The following is a 19,171-nucleotide window of genomic DNA, read 5'->3' as shown; positions in this document are numbered from 1 at the left end:
CTTAAAAACTTCCTACGTAAGGCGCTACTGTAGCTAGCGAGTTCAATAATACAATTGTTGAACCTTCTCACAGTTGTGAGTTAACTGTGCGATCGCCAGAGAATGATTAGGTTAGTCTGATATGCAAAACGAAGAATATTTATCCTTATTGCGACAAGGTGTTTCGCAGTGGAACCAGTGGCGAAAAGAAAATCCTGAGATTCAGGTAGATTTAAGCAACTTAGACTTAAGAGAAATTAGTTTGGTTCAAGCTAATCTCAGCTTTGCTAATCTCCAAGGCGCAATTCTAGAAGGAGCCAATTTAAGTGGAGCTATTTTACTTAATAGTGACCTGCGACAAGCGGATTGCAAACAAGCTAATCTCAACGGTAGCAATCTAGTAAGTGCCAATGCTCAGGGCGCTATTTTTACCCAGGCAAAATTTATGGGGGGAACCCTGGTAGACGCAGATTTCACAGGAGCTAGCCTGGAAGAAACCGATTTTAGCGGCGCTGATCTCTCTGGTGCAATTCTGAAGTCTGCTAACTTAAACAAAGCTATTCTTTGTGAAGCTAAATTGCTCAGAACAAATTTAGTGAAGGCTTGTTTAACTAAAACAGATTTTAGCTTGACCGACTTAAGAGAAGCTGATCTTAGAGGTGCTGCTGTCAGTCAAGCTGACTTTAGTGATGCCAATTGTCACGGAGCCGATCTGAGTGAAGTTGATTTGAGTTCTGCTAACTTTAGCCGAGCTATTTTGCCAGACCCAACCTGTCATCTCTAGGCCCCAAACTTAATATCCGCGATCGCTCGTCTGATTGGTTCAATCTTAGGATGCTTGGTAGTACTTAATCATTGATAAGCAATTACGCTGCTCATCAGTACGAACATAGCTAATTTGATCAGCAATCCGAGCGATTAGCTGTAGCCCTCTACCACTAGAGGCAGTAGGATCAAAGGTTTGCTCGCGACTTTTGAGATTTTGAATTAAGTCAAAAGGTGGACCAAAATCCCAGACATAAATTTCTAGTTGTTGAGGTGTAATAGTTACCTCAATCTCAACAATTGTGTCAGGCGGTAAGTTGCTATGAGCATGCTTGACCGCATTGGTAAATCCTTCGGCTAAGGCTGTCTGACACTGAATCCAGATTTTTCTAGGAATTGTTGGCTGATGCAACTGCTCGAACCAAAGCAATACTTGATTGAGTTCTGTAAGATTTGTCGTTACCTGAAGGCGATTTTGTGAAGTCACCTGGAACCTAATCTAAATAACTATTACTATAGTGAGCTGAGAAGTTAAATTCCCCTTGAAAATCTCAAGAAAAATTTAACTCATGCAGTCTCACCGTTTCTTGGCTTTGTCTTGCTCAAAGGATGATAAAGCAAAATTCTCAGAGTGGAAACTCAGATTCATTATATTTTTGATGTACCAGAGTTGTTGTCAGATTGAAGGTAACTAAAGCTTACCCACCCCTGATTCCTAAAAGTTGCTTCAGAGAAAACAGGGATGGAATAAAAAGATGCTACTGGATGAAGCTGCGCTGATGAAAATATCAGCTTCTTCTCCAAATCTAAGCTAGCTGGCGACCTTTTGCTCGAATGCTTCTCGGTTGGGAAAAATCTCGAACAAACTGTCCATACTGGTTAACTGAAGAATCATTTCAATCTGATCAATGATGGAGCAAAGTGCGAGCCTACCGCCTGCTTCTCGCACGGTTTTGAGGATCATGACTAAAGCCCCTAACCCAGAACTGTCCATAAAGGTAGCTTTTTCACAGTCAATTAAAATTGTTTTCGCACCAGAGGCGATCGCATCACTCACATCTCGCCGAAGCTGATTGCCACTAATGCTATCAATTGATCCAGAAGCTTGAATTACTGTAACTTGAGAGTCCATGATCATCTATCCATTCACGAATCTAGGTTTAAGTGATATTGCTCTCACTGCTCGAAAGTAGTTAAAGCAATGCTTTAGGGCTTATTCAGGCTGCCAAACGGCTGCACGAATAATGACGAGTAACAGCGCTAGGTTATAAACTGACCACGCTGCGTTAATTAGGTGAACCGCAGGGTCCTCTAATGTGCCTGTCACTAAGCGGTACAGACTCCAAACTATACCAAGTATGGTCAGTACAAAAACAGTTAATTGCGGAATAACGAGCCCTAAATAAATGCCTGCTTGCCGCTGTTTAGGAGTAACTTGAAATCTAATCGGACGGTTGGTGAAGACACTAACCACTGCTTGAATAAACAAGGGAAAGAGAGCGATCGCGTACTGTTCAGACCGCCAAATTTCTCTAGCGGGCACGCCCCAACCCGCCACCATAAAGGTGAGGCGATTTAAAATAAATGCTGGGAAGAAGTGTATGGCGAAATCAGGGCCAAAGGATGTCACCGGAATAATGCCTGTGAAAAAGTAGATAATTGGGCAGGCAATAAATATTACAGTGGCGAAACCTGATAGATAGCTATACATGGTTTGAAAATACTGCAATCGCTGCCAGAATGTCAGCCCTGGCTTCGTGAAAGGATTTTCCCGCACCATGACTTGCATGGTTCCTTGAGCCCAACGAAGGCGTTGTTTCAAGGTAGAACTTAGGTCATCGGGCGCTAATCCTTCCGCCAAAACTTCATTATGGTAGATCGACTTCCACCCATTGGCATGCAAGCGCATTGCCGTATTCATGTCCTCGGTGATGCTGTTGCTAGACATACCACCGACCAAGTCGAAATCGCTTAACTGACGCTCATTTTTGCTGTACTCGTTGAAGAAATGCCGCAGGCCTACATTGACCAGCGCTTCGCGTCGGAGAATGGCATTAGTGCCTGTGTAGAAGGCAGAGTTGAGACCATCTTTACCTTGCTGGATGGGGCCATAAAATAGATTGGCCCGATGTCCAAAAGGGTCACCTGGCGGGATATTGTAGAAATCCTGAGGCGTTTGAACGAAGGCAATGCGGTTACTGTCGTAACGGCCTGTAGCTACGTTGTAAGTGTAGAAGTAGGAAAGTACCCGCTTTAGGAAATGGGGTTTGGGAATATGGTCTGCATCTAAGGTAAGAATGAACTCCCCAGCAGTGCCCCCCGCAAAAATAGCGTAGTTAATGTTACCCGCTTTGGCGTAGTGGGGTTTTCCAGCAGGCTTTGGCCGAGCAATGTAACGGCACCGTAGGACTTCGCTCAGTTCTAATTCTTTGTGATGCAGCGATTGCTCGGTTTGCTTTTCTTCGGCGGACAGGCGATCGCGCAGGCTGGAATGTCCTGGATTCAGCATCAGCGCTAGCTTCTGAAGACTTTGTAACCATCCAAATACTAAGTTGCCTTGATTAATGGTAGATGGATCTTCGAGGAAGGCTTCGGCGGCTTGCGTGTCGGGTTCTAGTTGTTTCAGTTCTTCTAGGCGAGTAGCTAGCTGGACTCGCTCACGACTGAGGCGGGCAACTTCTTCCTGAAGTTGAGGTAGCTGTAAATCTTCTAGAGCCAGACGTTCAGCCATCGCTCGGATCTCTGAAGAGTTGCCATCATCCAGAATGTAAACCCGCAACTTAGTAACGGGATAGTCCATTGCCAGGGCAGCACGAGTAGTTCGCTCTACAATGTCTACCGATTCGTTATAGCAGGTGACAAACACATCTAGGGTGGGCCAACTAGATGCAGGCATCGCCGGAGTCAACTGATCGAGTGACTTCACCTGACGGCTCAGGGGCCGCCAAAGCCCGATCGTAAACATGAGTCCGCCGATGTAGCTGTATATCTCAGCAAGTAGCAGTGGAATCGACAGCCACAGCACATCGAAATTGATCGAGTTGTTAACCCGCCAATACAAGTACCAGGCTCCTAAAATCAGATTGATTTCAGCCAAGTACCGAAACAGAAGAGTTCTCTGCTTTAACCGAGAACGGGTGTTACCAGAAAAATTGGGACTGCCTTCAACGATAGAGATGGGGCTGATCATACGAAACGACTTAGAGATTCCAGGGATGAATGACACCACAGATGGGGCGAGGAAATCGCAGAGCTAGAGATTGGGTTGGCGAGACTGAACCGCAGTATTGTTTGGCGCTGATGCCCAATAGGTTCCAGCTCTATCCCTCACCAGTTGAATTGCTTGCGTCGCTCTCTCAGGTAGCCCTCGCCCGGAGTCTCCTGCCGCGATCGCCTCCCACCAAGGAGATTTCGCTGATTGGGTGGGACGAATGAGCGGTTGTTGCTTGGTACTGACGTAGAGCAATGATTGCAAAATCAAGCTATTGGTACCACTGCTAAAGGCCGCGATCGTCGGTTTCCCGGTTTGCTCATAAAACCCCTCGTAGTAGCCTAGCAGTGGACTATACAAGTCTGTGACTTGCTCCCCAAGTTGACGCGCGTACTTGTTTTCTGGCAGCAAGGCGCGGAACGCAAAGGCGATCGCGGTGCTAACAATCCGCAACTCTGGAATGGCTGAACCATCATCTGCCAGTGTGGCCCAAGGCTGCTGTTTGCCCACGAGCGTACTATGAACAATGTAGGGTTTGCGGTTGATCAAGGTGGTTCCCGCTGCGGTGAAGGTGCCAGTCCGACGATAGCGTTCGGCTTGGGCTTGCAGCATGGGTTGCACCAGTTCCTTCATTTGCGGATCTAGGCCAAACTCCAAGGCATACAACACGAAGGGATCGGCGACCGTGTAAGCAGGTTTTTCTGTTTTGTTGCCAGCTTGCAACCGCTGTGTAGGCACTGGAGCACCATCTACTGTAGCGGTTTCGTATCGACCTCCTACCGCTGAGCGATCGACCTCAAAGCCCCACAACTGAAAGCCGCGAGCAGCATATTCTTCATATCCTAGATAGTTAACGGGCTTGATTCGGGTTAACCAACGGGCAGCTCTCTGGGGTTGCTGATCTCGTGTGGTGATGGCACTAAATATCTTGCCATCTCGAATTACGCGCAGAAATGACCAATCTAGAACGGTTTGATCGACCGCCTCTGTATATTCGGGATGATAACTTTTTAGGTTGTGTAGAGCTGCTAGAAGTCGCCCCACATCAGTTCCAGACCAACCATTGCCCTCTGTGATCGGGTTGCCACCATAATCTACAGGTTGCAAGGTTTTTGTGTCGTAGCCTCGATAAGGAAGTTCTCCGCCAAAGAGTGAGACCTGCCTTAACGCGCCTAACAACAGCCGTACCCGCTGGTCGAACTCGGAAGCAGAAACAATATCTAGCGATCGCGCTGCATTCAGAGCTGCCAAATAATTACCCATGCCCCAAAGCGAAGCAGTCTTGAGGTCACTGCGATCGCTAACTAAGCCTGTATCTGGGTTGTAGTTGGACTTGAAATAATTCCAAGCCGCTTCTGCATAACGACGCTCTGCGACGGTTAGTGGTTTGACCGTTAAAGGAGGCTTGGATAGTCGAGAACCCACACTGCCAATAGCTGCAACCTTAACCGGAGGAGCAACCGCACGAGCAGTCGTAGCTGGAGGGGGAGTTTGAGCTTGAGTCGCCGGTTGCTGTGGGGTAGGTGGAGCAGCAGTTGGTTGTGGAGTGGATGGAGCCGCAGTTGGTTGTGAAGCCGTAGGTGGTACTGAGGGAGTTGGTGCAGACTGTGCTGCTGTAGCACCACCCCGGGGAGAGGCAAACGTTACATTACTGGAACCAATTAACGGACGGTTGCCACGAGCTTTGTAATACAGGATTTCTAAAATCAGCCCATTCGTATTGCCCGTCAAGACTTTATTGGGCTGCTTGGTGGTTTCATACAGACCTGCATAGAAGCCAGCATTCTCTGGATCTTTTAAGGTTTTGACCGCATCAAAGACTTTTTGAGCATAGGCATTATCGGGATACAGATAACGCCAGCCAAACGCGGCTTTGGTACTGATGTTGCGGAACTGAGGAAAAGCCTCATTCTTTTCGTTGATCGCAGCCCAAGGTACGCCGTTGGAATAGACGGTGTTGTAGATAAAGTAGGGAGCTTGGTCGAGATTATCCTCGGAAACGGCTGTTAGTTGACCTGTAGAGTCATAGCGACGTTTTTGAGCTTCTAGCACCCTAGCCGCATAGTCCCCTAAGACTCCTCCCAAACCAAATTCAATGCCGTCAAGGATATATGATTCACTCACGACATAGTTGTTGGCATTGGAACTTTGATAGTCACGGGTATCTACTGGAATTTGGACGCCATTGACATCAACAAACTTAAAAGGTTCTATCTCCAGAGCTTTAGCGGGCTTCAGATTCCAAAGCTCATAGCCTCTAGCAGCATATTCCTCATACCCTAATCGTCCTTCTTGTACAGGAAGAGTTTTGCCATCCTCTAGGACTGCGGCTCCATACATCTGTTCATCTTTTATGGAGCGAGCCAACTGCCACTTAGACAGAACACCTTTTGTCCAGTCGGCGTATTGAGGATGGCAAGTCCGAATAATGTGCATGGCGGCGAGCAAACGCCCAATGTCAAGGGCAGACCAGCCAATACCCCGTTCTATGGGGTTATTGCCATAGTCTACTAAAGCCCCAGTAGCAGTGTTGTAGACTTTGTTGGGTAAGGTGTCTTCAAATAGTCTTAAGCTAGCGAGCGTCGTCAAGAACTTATTCAGACGGGTATCAAATTCTTTTTGATCAATCAGATTCAACCAACGAGCCGAATTCAGAGCCGTCAAGTAGTTTCCCATATCCCACAAGGTGCTAGAGGGATAATTGCCGACAGAATTCACCAATCCCGTGGCGGGCTGATAGTTCTTGACGAAGTATTGCCAAGCTGTAGTGGCATAGGCTTGCTCTTCTGGCGTTAGAGGCACTGTGATTTCGGCACAAGCCCCACCCGTGGCAACGGGTTGCTGAGCAACTACTGGTTTGGAAAGATAAGCATTGAGCAGGAATTGAAAGCAGACCCCCACTAAAAATAGGGCGATCGCTCGAATCCATTTGGGCTGAAAAGTTCTCCGCATGCTGGAAACCAAATTAGGGACGGATATGATTGCTGTGATTTATGGCGTAGCTTGCACTCCTGCCCATACCGTGAGGGGTTTGCCCACTTTTCGATACAACAAACTCTCTAGTACTACCCCGTTGTTGTTGGCTGTAAGCGCTGCATTCGGTTCATTGAGCAACTCATAAAAGCCGTTGTACCAACCTTTTTCGGCTTTCATATTGGTGTTGACAAAATCGAATAGCTTCTGGGTGTAGTCGTTGTTGTAGAGGACATGCCAGCCCACTGCCGCTTTGGTGCTAAGGAAGCGGAGATGGTATTGTGATTTCTGCTCAGGGGTAATGGTTGACCAAGGTTCCCCGTTCACAAATAAGGTGCTGTAGACAAAGTAGGGAGCGCGATCGAGGTTGTCTTCAGTGACAGCAGTGAGTTTCTTGGTGGCGCGATAACGGGCAGCTTGGGCTTCTAGAACCCGATCTGCAAAAGGCTTTGGTAAGGATTGGAAACCTGTTTCAATGCCATCTAGAATGAAAGGCTCACTGAGGACATAGTTGTTGGCTTGGCTATTGGAGTAGTCTCGGCGATCGTAGGGAACTCCTTGCCCGTAGAGGTTAACGTAGGCAACTTTGGATTGATAGTCCAAGGCTTTATCAACTTTCATGCCCCAAAGTTTTAGCCCGAAAGCGGCATAATTTTCATATCCTAAACGGCCTTCCTGATTGACCTGTTCTTTGCCTTTAACTACTGCGGTGCCGTACATATCTCCATCTTTGGTGAGTCGGTCAACCTTCCAGTGTTTCCAGACTGCTTCGGTCTGCTCTTGAAACTCAGGATATTTAGCGCCAATGATTTTCAGCCATATAGCCATACGTCCGATGTCTAGGGCAGACCAGCCAATCTCCTGCCGCTTGTCTAACTGCCCATAGCCCACAGGAAGCAGCGTTTTAGCGTTGTAGACCTTGTTGGGTAGTTCGCCTTTGTAGAGAGGCATTGTCGCCAAGGTTTTCAAGCTAACGCTCATTTTGGCGTTAAATTCCGTTTCTGCAACGATGCCAAGCTCCTTAGCACTGACTAATGCCGCTAGGGCTGCTGCTTGGTCCCACATCGTGATTGAGGCGAAACCATCTACCGCATTGACTAGTCCCGTCTTTTCATTCCAGTTGGCCTCAAAATATTTCCAAGCTGTCTGAGCGATCGCCTGTTCTTCGGGAGTCAGGCTACCTGCTCCTGTCCCTGCCGCTACATAAGGCGTTTTGACTGCTTGAAGTTGTTGTTGAGAAACAGGTGTGCCTTGCAAACTCCAGGATTTTGAATCTAGCTTTGCGATCTCTGTAGCTTCAGGTGGCAAACCCGGAGGGAGAGACGGTAACGGTTTGACAATCGGTTTAGGGGAGGTCACGACTTGTGGAGCTTGCCGAGAGTTACGGGACAGAGTTTCTAATCCAGCGATCGCGATGGCAGCGGTGAGGACTCCACCTACTATTGCTAGTAACGATAATCTTTTAGAAGGAGGTTCAAAATCCATTGAGTCAAGAAGTTCAACTACAAGAATGACGTTTGTTTAAGGAATACAGAGATTAAGGTCGTGTAAGCGTACTATGTAATCTTCAATACTTTTTATACTTGAGGAACCTCCGCTTGGAATATACCCTATAGGAGATTTACTTAGGCTTTTAGGCTGAATCAAGTCAAAATTTGACCCGAAGTTGGCTGACTACTGCATCGCTTTGAGCACCGCTTTCTCCTGTTTCTCGAGTAAAGATATTGCTAACGGTATAGCCAAGATCTATCTCAATGGAGGGTGATAACTCAGCCGTGCAAAGACCTTGATAGCTGTAACCGTTGGTACTGGTATCTTTTAAGCGCTGGCCTCCCAAATTGGCAGTTAACCGACAGGTGAGAAAGTCAAAAGGCTTACCCTGCCACCCTACTTCTCCGTTGTAGACAAGAAAATTTGGGGGTGAGAAGTAGCCGCTCTGCGCTTGCATATCCTTTCTCACATTCCAAGAGAACAAGTTGGCCGCAACATGAAATTGGCCAAATTTTCGTTCTAATCGACTAAAGGACTGTGCCTCACTGTTGCCGTCGTTATAAAGTCCTACCCGGAATGACGAAAAAAGAGTTGTTTTGCGATCGATTTGCCAAAACAAATTAGGCCCAAATCTCCAAGCAGTGATTTGGTTTTCTAACGTTCTGGCATTGGCTTTATAAGGGCCTTGTTCTAGAACTCCCGTTACTGTCAGGGAAGGCGTGAGAGGCACACTGGCTTGAACATCTAGATTGAGGGCCGCAGGCAAACGGTTGAAGAAGTCTACACCCGCTGCCACTTGTAAAGTTGATTTGCCGACCTTGGTCTGCCAGCCAATTTGAATGGGGATATTGGTGATGGTTTCAGTTTCTGGCTCCTCAAACGTGTTGAATCCCGTTTTGACTAGAAGGCGATCACCCTTATTACCCAGTTGAAATTGAGCGGTTGGCTCTATCCACTGATTATGTTGCCCAGATTGATCTTGGTTATCACGAAAATTGATTTGCAGATTTTCTAATTTAAAGGGATTAGACTCCTGGGAAGCTGTAACCGGTTCCGTCTCCTGTGGTGCCTCTAATGGCGCTGGTGCTGGAGGGGGTAGGGCTGGGGGTGGCAGTGGTGGTGGAGGTGGGGGTACTCGTAATTCAGGGTTAAAGTTTTCTGGTCCTGAAGTGGCAATGTAGGTTGTCGCTGCCACGCCAGTTATGGTTTCTGGCTCAACTGCAAGCGTGGAGAAGAGCGAGGTAACAGAACTAGCTTGGTGCTTGTCAGACTCTGCCAGTGCTTGATTTTCTGTCGCAGAGATGATTGCCGCTTCAGAATTTAAAGCTTGCGAGTTAGGAAGACCTAAAAATTCAGGCTCTAAAGAGTTGGGCTTTTCTGGGGCGATCGCGGCATTCTCTAAGCTGGCGCTTGGGGTAGGGTCTGGCTCTAAAGATAGTGCTGAGGCAGATGAGCGATGTGCTGGAAGTGAAGATGCCGTCTGGATTTCTGTTTCTGTAGCGGCGTGATTATCTATTTCTGAAGTAAATTGCTCTGGGCGAGGCTGTAGCTCGGCCAAAATTGCGGAAGCTACGGGATCTAAGGAGCTAGAGGTTGTAGCGATCGATTGAACTCCAGTGCCTCCTAGTATCCAGATGCCTAAACTCCAAAAAGGTAATGAGGGCGATCGCAGATGTCGTGAACTTGGGAAAAACATGGTAATCCTATCCTGCAAACTCACTTGGAAGCTTTCCTCACAGGTTTTCTAGACATCTGCATGACGCGATTGTAATTATGTTATTGAGGACTCTGAGCGTTTGACGCCAAACACATTGGCTGTCTCTAAATTGGTTTCGGTGAGGTCTGCTTCCAGCAAGTTCGCCTCACGCAAATTGGCTCCATCAAAGTTGGCTCGGCGTAGATTAGCTCCGCTCAAATTGGCTTCACTCAAATTGGCTCCTACCAAGTTAGCGGCTGTTAAATTGGCCCCGCTTAAAACTGCACCACTTAAGTTAGCTCCACTGAAGTCTACCCGAATTAAATCGGCTCCTATCAGCAGCACTGCTCCCTTTAAAGTGGTTTTTTGGAAGTTGGCTTCTGTCAGATTAGCCATGCAGAGATTGGCCCCTGTCAAGTTGGCCTCACTACAATGCGATCGCGTTAAGTTAGCCTGACTAACATTGGCTCCATCCAAATTAGCTTCTGCAAGATTGGCCCCTGTGAGGTTGGCTCCCACGAGTTTAGTGACGATTAGATTGGCCTTGGACAAGTCTGTACCCATCAAATTGGCATTGCTGAGGTTAGCCGCCATCAAGTTTGCTCCGCTCAAATTGGCTCCAGCTAAATTTACACCCGTTAAATTAGCGCCTACCAAATTAATCTGACTAAAATCTCGTTGTCCGGAGTCATATTGTTTCTGGAGCGTCGCAGTATCCATAAATCCTATATTTGGCTGATTAATTGATGACTAACAAACTAGGCTGGTTGAGAAAAGAGTGGCAGCTAAATCCCGCTTCGCTTTCCACGTAGGGGCGATCGCCACTGGTAAAATTTGAAACCCAGTTCTAGCGCTAAGATATCTTTTTTTGTTTCGCCATCGATTGCTCCTTAAGGTGGGATGTTTTCAAGCTCGAAGGATGATGCATCGCCCTACTCTTGCTGTAGGGCCTTCAAATTCTTGGTTGTAGGACGGGCTTGGTGCAAAGCTATTTTCCTCTCCGATACCAGTAGTGGTAGCAAATTCAGCAAGAGTTCAGCCATTTGATGGACGCGGAGAGACGACGGTAACCTGGATAACAAAATAGGCCTGCCTCGATCTGCATGCCTGCTCGTTCCTGGTAATTCTTCCTCCTACACTCAATGTCTGATTCAGAGCTAAAGCCGATCATGGCTGATACGGCAACTCCTAATACCTACGTGTTTTCCCGCAAGCAGTGGGTTTATGACCCTAGCGTGGATACCAAACGAGACCTCCGCCTAGATTTTCTGCGGGGCTTAGCGATCGCATCAATGGTGATCAATCACTTGGAAAGCCGTTCTTACTTCAACAACATCACTCAGGGTCACATCTACGCCAGTTCTGCGGAAGGATTCGTTTTTCTATCGGGCATGGTTTTGGGGTTGGTGACACGCCAGCGAATTCAAAAGATTGGCTTACCTGAAGCCATGAAAAAGCTATTAGAGCGAGCTTGGACACTGTATAAAACTAGCTTTATCCTGATGGCGACCTTAGGGCTGTTGTCAATCTTCTTTCCAGGCTGGACTCGCCCTGCTTTTGAAGCCGCTCCAGGAAGTTGGTGGCAAATTCTCTTAGCTGCTGCCACATTGCATTTAGCTCCTCCAGTAATTGACATCTTGCAGCTCTACGTCTTGTGCCTAGTTGCCTCTCCCGGTATGTTTTGGCTGTTACGCAGAGGGCTGTGGGCACCACTTCTGGCCATTTCCTGGTCTGTGTGGAGTTTGCAGCAGTTGCATCCTTACGCACTCAGCTTCCATCCGCTCGATCGCGACCATCCTTATTTCTCTTTTGCTTCTTGGCAGATCTTATATGTGCATGGCTTAGCCGCAGGCTACTACCGATCGCAGTTGCAACAACTCTGGGCGCGGATTCCTAAACTGCCACTGGTCACAGTTCTAGTCACGATTGTGATTGCGGCGATGGTAGCGGCTCAGTACGACATGCAATTGGGCGTTTGGCCTGCGAATGTCTCTCAGCGAGTTCAGTGGTTGCAGTGGACTGACCGCAGTATTAACGGCCCGATTCGGTTAGTCACCTTGTTAGGTTTATTTCCCTTGCTGTATATGGTGGTCAACACATTTTGGCTACCGCTCAATAAAGCATTAGGCAAACTTCTAATTCCTTTGGGACAAAACTCACTTTACGTCTATGTGATGCATGTGCCCCTGACGGTGTTGTGGTTTATGATTCCGGGGCTCACTACAGGTAGTGCCCTGGTAACAACCCTGTTACAGGCGATCGCGATCGGATTCTTCTGGTTCCTCATCAAAAAACAATTTCTGTTCAATGTGGTGCCTCGCTAAACGACGTATCCCTCGCTAGCTCCATTATTAAAAAAGTTGTTATGGAAACATCCGATCGCCGTTTCAATCTGATTCAGCAGGTTGCTCTGTGCAGTGCTATCTTTTTGGTTGCCTTTAGCGTCCACAAAGCATTAGCCTGGCGCGAAACCTCGGTTTTGCCTGTTCCCGTCACCCGACAGATTCCCCTGAGTGGCGAAGATAAAAACCTGGCTCGCAACGCTTGGCGCTACTTTGAATTAAACCGTTCCCAGACTGGACTCGTCACTTCAGCCGCAGGCTTCTCTGCCACTACGATGTGGGATGTGGCCAATCAGTTAGCAGGAATGGTGGCAGCGCGAGAACTGGGTCTGATTTCTCCGCAAGAGCTTGATCCCTGGATGACTCAAGTTCTAACTACTCTCCAAAAGTTGCCGCTGTATCGTAACGAGTTGCCCAACAAAGCCTACAACGCTACGACTTTAGTGCCGATTGATTACGGACAACCAGAAAAACGGCAGGAAGTTGGGTTTTCGGCAGTAGACCTAGGGCGATTGGCTCGCTGGCTAGATATTGTGGCAGTGCGCTATCCCCAACATGCTGCCGCTAGCCGAGCGGTGACCAGTCGTTGGAAGTTGGACCGACTGGTGAAGGATGGCCAGATCATGGCAGCAACCACTGCCTCTGGTAAGGAAGTTTGGCAACCAGAAGGCACTCTGGGTTACGAACAATATGCGGCTTATGGGTTGAGCAAGCTGGGGCTGAAGCCAACTCAAGCCCTGGATGTGAAGACGCAAACCCAATTTGTCGATGTGATGAATGTGGAGGTACCGACCGATCAGCAGGGAGCGCAGCCCAACTGTGTCGTGAGTGAGCCTTATGTTTTGGATGGCCTAGAAAGCGGCTTTAAAGCGCTGCCTGTAGAATATGCTGCCCGCTTACTCCAAGCTCAACAGCATCGATATCTAGCGACAAATCAACTTACAGCCTGGTCGGAAACAAACCTAGATCAGGCTCCTTGGCAAGTCCATAACTGTGTAGTGGCGAATAGTCGTCCTTGGCAAACCGTGACTCCTGGGGGAGAGGATGCGGCTGCTTTTCGAGGCAGTAGTACCAAGATTGCGATCGCCTGGAATGTCTTGTTCCGTAACCGCTACACCGAGCGAACCTACAAGGGAATGCGCTGGCTGGCTGATCCCCAACAGGGAGTATTCGCTGGCTTCTACGAAGAGAGTCAACAGCCCAACCGAGCGTTGACTCTAAATACTAATGCCATTGTTTTGGAAGCGCTACTTTATAACCAGACATCACAACCTTTAGAGGTTTGGGCTACTAGTTCCGAACCTTCCTCCGCATCATTCAACAGCCCTAGGCTGACTGAAGAATAGAAAAGCTGCATTAGGCGATCGCCCTCCCTATAGTTGTCGTGCCTCTAAGAGCCAGCGTCACCGATACTGGTAATGGGGCAGATAGTTTGGTTCTGCTCTGGCTCAATGATTTACGTGTGGTTGTATGGGTATCGTCTGGGAATTAGATTTTTATTCACGTCCGATTCTGGACGAAAGTGGCAAAAAACTGTGGGAAGTGCTGGTCTGTGAAAGTCCCTTGGAGGCAGGCCAAAAGCCCGCAACTCTCTTTCGCTATGCCCAGTATTGTCCCAGTACCCAGGTAAACTCCCTGTGGTTGCAGGAAGCATTGCAAAACGCGATCGCCCAAGCGCCTCAACCCCCGAATGAGATTCGTTTCTTTCGTCGTCAGATGACGAACATGATCAACAAAGCCTGCGAAGATTTAGGCATTGCTTGTGAAGTCAGCCGCCGCACCTTTGCCCTCAATCATTGGTTGCAAGAGCGAGAGCAAGTTGTCTATCCCGATCAACCAGGATTCCAACCAGGAGCGAATCCGTCAGTTAGTTACGAAACCACCACTCCACAACCGCTACCCGATGCGCTAATCGGCCAGCAGTGGGCCTTTGTCACCCTCGAAGCTAGCGCCTTTGCAGAAATGGCAGAGTGGGAAATTGCCTTTACAAGGGCTTTTCCTCTAGAAATTCTGAAACTAGCCCCTGATACCAAAATTCCAGGACTGATCATTTTTTCGCATAGAGCCTTAGCCTTAGCGGGTTGGATGTCTGGTTTAGAGTTGGCCTTCCTTAAAATGGACACCAGCACCACCAAACCCAGATTGTTGCTCGAAACAGGCTTAAGCGATCGCTGGATTTTAGCCAATCTCACCACGCCACAACTGCAAGCAGAAGCGCAAGGATTCGAGCAAGCCAAACAAGCCGCGCAGCAAGTGCATTTTGTGGCGGTGCAGTCTGATCCGGAAGCCGAATCTTTTGCGGGATTTTGGTTATTGCAGGAACTAAATCTGGCTTAAATTGGGTTCCAAACTAGCGTAAAGTGATCCCAGGTGGATGAAGTGACGCGACTAATTGAGTCATGTAATCTCCGCCTGCTTCCCCGTTAGCTTCACTCGTCCACAGATTTTATGGGTCTTGACGAACTACAGCCAGAGATGCCAGCAGAACAACTGTTGGAGCTAGCCGCCCGCGCAGGTGCCGAAGCAGCGGAAGTGTTTCAATCGCGATCGCTTTCCCGTCCTGTTTTCTTTGAAGCCAATCGCCTCAAGCAGCTAGAGAGTACTCAGTCAGAAGGTACGGCGTTGCGCCTTTGGCAAGATGGCCGTCCTGGTTTAGCCGTAGCCTATGGTCCTGTAGAGCCACAAGCCTTGGTGGACCGAGCCTTGGCGCTCAGCCAACTGAATGAGCCAGAGGCAATCGAGCTAACGACAGGCTCTAAAGTGTTTTACCCAGATGTAGGGGAGGCGATCGCCGTTGAGCAGCTCGTGGGTTGGGGCAAGGAAGCGATCGCCTTAGTCCGGGAGGCCTACCCAGAAAGCCTCTGTACCGCTGAGTGGGAGTGTGAAGCTGAGAGCACCCGTTTGCTCAACTCTGAAGGATTGGATTTTAGCTATACCGACACTACCTTAAGTTGTTTTTTGTCGGCGGAGTGGATTCGCGGTGACGATTTTCTTAGCGTCTCGGATGGGCAAATCCAACGTGGCAATTTAGACCCAGTGGCTTTGGCTCAGGAAGTGTTGCAACGCTTGGAGTGGGCGAAAGAAAATGTGCCAACCCCTAGCGGTCGGGTGCCGATTCTATTTACCTCTAAAGCCGCCGACATGATTTGGGGCACGGTGCAGGCAGCACTGAGCGGTAAGCAGGTAATTGAGCGGGCCTCTCCTTGGAGCGATCGCTTGGGCGAACAAGTGATTTCCGATGCGCTAACCATTTCTCAGCATCCCAGTCGCGGTCCCTTTAGTTGCCCCTTCGATGATGAAGGCACACCTACTCGGCCTCTGGTTTTCATCCAAGACGGAGTGCTGCAATTGTTCTATACCGATCGCACCAGTGGGCGTTTGCTGGGGAGCGGAACGACAGGCAACGGCTTCCGTCCTGGTTTAGGCAGTTATCCCACACCCGGTTTGTTTAACTTGTTAATCGAACCCAGTGCGATGATGGCTAGCTCCACTGCCAACAAGTCTCTCCTAGATTTAATCGCCAGCCTCGATGAAGGATTGGTGCTCGATCAGATGTTGGGAGGTGGCGCGGGCATTTCTGGGGACTTCTCAGTGAATGTGGATTTAGGCTACCGCGTTAAGCAGGGGCAGATTGTGGGCCGTGTCAAGGACACGATGATTTCTGGCAATGTCTACACAGCCTTGAATCAACTGGTAGATATTGGCAGTGATGCCGACTGGAACGGTGCTTGCTATACCCCTTCGTTGATTGTGGAAGGGTTGTCTGTGACGGGGCGGCACTAGGCCATGAGGCCAGAATCAAGCGATCGCGGCTCTGACTGATGTCGTTCACTCGCTAGTTCAAGTTTAAGGATTTGGGAAACTTGGATGCAGTTTGAGTAAAGCGCTGATGCAAGTTGCTCCAAGAGGAATCTACTGACAGCAATTTTCCGTCCGATACTGAGATCTAGTGATTGCTGGGTGAGCTCTTGGCATCATTCAGGCTTAATTTGCTGTTTACCTATTGCGTACTAGGCAAACCTGACATCGCTCCAGCGTGATGTTTATCCGAGTTCAAGTCTTCCTATTGAGCCGTCGGCCTGATGTGGTATCTTTCCCTTCCCCAGCATCTCCGTCAATTTTTGCGGCCTAAGCGTCTGGCTATCTTTGAAGCTTGTGCGATTGGGTTGGTCTCTGCCTTAGCAGCGGTTTTGCTCAAGCAGGGGTCTGGGTGGTTGGGTGGCTGGCGCATTACAGCGGGACATACATTTCCAGCTTGGCTAGTCTTACCAACGATTGGTTTGATTGGCGGTGGCTTAACAGGCTGGTTGATTCAGCGCTTAGCCCCAGAAGCTTCTGGAAGTGGCATTCCCCAAGTCAAAGCGGCTTTGGCTTACGTGCCGATCGCCCTAAATTTACGGGTGGCATTGGTCAAGCTGGTGACCACTATGTTGTCACTGGGGTCTGGATTAACCCTGGGGCGGCAGGGGCCGACGGTGCAAGTGGGAGCAGCTTTGGCCGCGCAGTGTAGTCGTTGGGTGCCTACCTCTCCCGACTACCAACGCCAGTTACTAGCGGCAGGAGCGGCAGCAGGTTTGGCGGCTGGGTTTAACGCCCCGATCGCGGGGGTGATCTTTGTCGTGGAGGAACTACTGCAAGATGTATCTAACCTGACGCTGGGCACAGCAATTCTGGCTTCTTTTGTGGGTGGGGTGGTGTCTCGCTTACTGGGGGGGCATGGGTTGAATATGATCCTGACGACCTCGAATGCCAAATTTTCTCTGGCAGAAATTCCTCTGTTTCTACTGTTGGGGGTCTTAGCAGGGTTATTGGGCGCATTATTCTGTAAAGGAATTTTTGTCAGTTTAGACCTAAACCGGAAGTTGCTGCGTACAGGTGGGTTGCCGCTGCGAATTGGTTTGGCTGGGCTGCTGTCGGGTCTGGTTCTAGCTTTTTTGCCCGCTTCTCTGCGCGACAACACTGGGCTGCAAGAGTTTCTGGTGACAGGGGGAGCAGGGTGGCAAATCACGGCCCTGGCGTTTGTAACCAAATTCTTGCTGACTTTGGTGGCTTACGGTTCCGGAGCACCCGGTGGCTTATTTGCGCCATCGCTAATTCTTGGCTCAGCCTTGGGGTATTTGGTGAGCCTTGGTGCCGAAGCTCTACAGACGGCGTTAGGAGTCCCACCTGATTTGGCGATCGCGATTGGTTCTCCGACCACCTATGCGTTGACGGGAATGGGCGCTTTCTTTAGTGCCGTGACTCGCGGCCCCATTACCGCGATCGTGATTGTGTTTGAGATGACCACCGATTTCAATTTGGTGCTGCCGCTGATGATGGGGTCGGTGGTGGCTTACTTGGTGGCAGAAGCGATCGCCAGTGGCTCGATTTACAAGCGGCTCTTAGCTTGGAATGGCATTTATTTGGAGCAAGAAGCCCCCATCGAAGGCCGTTTATCTGGTTTGACGGCAGCCGACATTATGCAAAGACGGGTGGAAACGCTGTCGAGTCAGATGATTTTAGAAGAAGTGGTGCAAGCATTTTCGCGATCGCATCATCGGGGCTTCCCAGTGGTGGATCAAGGAAAGTTAGTGGGCATCGTCACTCAAACAGATTTGGGCAATATTGCTCAGCAGCAACTATCTGAGACCATGCCGCTCCGCGCCTTAATGACGCCGCAGCCTGTTACCGTCAACCCGAAAGATCCGCTGTCTCATGTGCTGTACTTGCTCAACAGCTACAAAATCAGCCGTTTGCCTGTGACGGAAGGCCGCAAGCTGGTGGGCATTATTACGCGAGCCGATATCATTCGGGCACAATCGGATCAACTGAGTGGTAAGACGGAGCAGTTGGGGCCGCAACCGGAAGCGTCCTATGTGGTGTACCAAACGCGATCGCCCGCTTTGGGTCGGGGTCGCTTATTGTTACCCTTGAGCAATCCTCAAACCGCAGCTTCTTTGATTCGCCTGGCTACTGCCATTGCCCGCGATCGCAACTTAGAAATTGAATGCCTGCAAGTAGTACTCATTCCACGCAGTAATTCTCCGGCAGAAACTGCTGTCAGCACTGCTAAGAGTCGGCGATTGTTACGGCAGGCAGAAAACTTGGGCCGAGCTTGGCAGATTCCAGTCCATACGCAAATTCGTGTGGCCCATGATGTATCGCAAGCAATTCTGGAAACTATTAAAGACCGTCATATTGACCTAATCTTAATGGGCTGGAAAGGCACAACTGCGACTCCGGGGAGAGTGTTTGGGGGAGCTGTCGATACCGTAATCCGCCAAGCCTCTTGCGATGTCGTCCTAGCCAGACTGCGTGGCACCGAAACTTTTAATCGCTGGCTCGTGCCGATCGCGGGTGGACCGAATGCTCAATATGCGGTGCAACTGCTACCCGCTCTTACGTCTCTTGGAGAAACACCGCTGGTCAAACTTTGTCAGGTGTTTGAGCCAAACCAGCAAGAACCAAATACCGCCATCCTCGACCAAGCGGCGCGATCGCTGGATCGTCGCCTGGCGACTCCCGTTATCGTGACCCCGGTTTGGGGCGCTTCGGTGTCCGAGGCGGTGGTGAAGTTGGCCCAGAAAGAACGCTGCGATGTCATTGCCTTAGGAGCTAGTCGGGAAGGGATGCTGCAACAAGCAATTAAAGGTAACATTCCCGAAGCGATCGCCCGCAATAGTCAATGCACCGTGATCCTGGTGCGCCGTGCGATCGCCTAAATTTAGCCCAGCA

General features: G+C 49.3%; 13 protein-coding genes. 6 read left to right on the top strand and 7 right to left on the bottom strand.

Translation table 11 applies throughout. The features are described from left to right. Positions 1-121: 121 nt before the first annotated feature. Entirely contained in the window at positions 122-763 is a 642-nt protein-coding gene (locus NDA01_RS14410) for a pentapeptide repeat-containing protein (protein WP_348228474.1), read from the top strand. 45 nt (positions 764-808) lie between these two features. On the opposite strand, the gene NDA01_RS14405 is transcribed toward NDA01_RS14410, so the two are convergent. The 7 genes from NDA01_RS14405 to NDA01_RS14375 form a co-directional block, all read right to left on the bottom strand. After that, positions 809-1,231, bottom strand: coding sequence for an ATP-binding protein (locus NDA01_RS14405; RefSeq protein WP_199296120.1), 423 nt, complete (start codon positions 1,229-1,231; stop codon positions 809-811). A gap of 324 nt (positions 1,232-1,555) precedes the next feature. After that, on the bottom strand, positions 1,556-1,876 hold the full coding sequence (locus tag NDA01_RS14400) for an STAS domain-containing protein (protein ID WP_190431805.1): 321 nt from the start codon (positions 1,874-1,876) through the stop codon (positions 1,556-1,558). Positions 1,877-1,957: 81 nt separating this feature from the next. Continuing rightward, a complete protein-coding gene (locus NDA01_RS14395) occupies positions 1,958-3,934 on the bottom strand; it encodes a glycosyltransferase (RefSeq protein ID WP_190431806.1) in 1,977 nt (658 codons plus the stop codon). A gap of 63 nt (positions 3,935-3,997) precedes the next feature. Next, the gene (locus NDA01_RS14390) at positions 3,998-6,907 is read right to left on the bottom strand and encodes a DUF3131 domain-containing protein (RefSeq protein ID WP_348228473.1); all 2,910 of its coding nucleotides are present in this window, start codon (positions 6,905-6,907) and stop codon (positions 3,998-4,000) included. Between the two features lie 39 nt (positions 6,908-6,946). Then, on the bottom strand, positions 6,947-8,413 hold the full coding sequence (locus tag NDA01_RS14385) for a DUF3131 domain-containing protein (protein ID WP_348228472.1): 1,467 nt from the start codon (positions 8,411-8,413) through the stop codon (positions 6,947-6,949). A gap of 163 nt (positions 8,414-8,576) precedes the next feature. Next, positions 8,577-10,115, bottom strand: a complete 1,539-nt coding sequence (locus NDA01_RS14380; protein WP_348228471.1) for a hypothetical protein — start codon at positions 10,113-10,115, stop codon at positions 8,577-8,579. A gap of 75 nt (positions 10,116-10,190) precedes the next feature. Further along, the gene (locus NDA01_RS14375; RefSeq protein WP_348228470.1) at positions 10,191-10,835 is read right to left on the bottom strand and encodes a pentapeptide repeat-containing protein; all 645 of its coding nucleotides are present in this window, start codon (positions 10,833-10,835) and stop codon (positions 10,191-10,193) included. Positions 10,836-11,257: 422 nt separating this feature from the next. Here NDA01_RS14375 and opgC point away from each other — a divergent pair, with 422 nt between their 5' ends. From opgC to NDA01_RS14350, 5 genes are all read left to right on the top strand, one after another. Next, entirely contained in the window at positions 11,258-12,439 is a 1,182-nt protein-coding gene (opgC, locus tag NDA01_RS14370; protein ID WP_348228469.1) for an OpgC domain-containing protein, read from the top strand. 41 nt (positions 12,440-12,480) lie between these two features. Continuing rightward, positions 12,481-13,803 carry a DUF3131 domain-containing protein gene (locus NDA01_RS14365; RefSeq protein WP_348228468.1) on the top strand — a complete coding sequence of 441 codons (1,323 nt, stop codon included), beginning with the start codon at positions 12,481-12,483 and terminating at the stop codon, positions 13,801-13,803. A 124-nt stretch (positions 13,804-13,927) separates the two neighbouring features. Next, positions 13,928-14,794, top strand: a complete 867-nt coding sequence (locus NDA01_RS14360; RefSeq protein ID WP_348228467.1) for a Tab2/Atab2 family RNA-binding protein — start codon at positions 13,928-13,930, stop codon at positions 14,792-14,794. Positions 14,795-14,905: 111 nt separating this feature from the next. Further along, positions 14,906-16,240, top strand: a complete 1,335-nt coding sequence (locus NDA01_RS14355; RefSeq protein ID WP_190555871.1) for a TldD/PmbA family protein — start codon at positions 14,906-14,908, stop codon at positions 16,238-16,240. A 299-nt stretch (positions 16,241-16,539) separates the two neighbouring features. Continuing rightward, on the top strand, positions 16,540-19,158 hold the full coding sequence (locus NDA01_RS14350) for a chloride channel protein (RefSeq protein ID WP_348228466.1): 2,619 nt from the start codon (positions 16,540-16,542) through the stop codon (positions 19,156-19,158). The last annotated feature ends 13 nt before the right edge of the window (positions 19,159-19,171 follow it).

Source organism: Trichocoleus desertorum AS-A10 (assembly GCF_039962155.1).
Classification (GTDB): domain Bacteria; phylum Cyanobacteriota; class Cyanobacteriia; order FACHB-46; family FACHB-46; genus Trichocoleus.
Note: the sequence above shows the minus strand (reverse complement) of the source record. Positions and strands in the feature narration are given on the sequence as shown.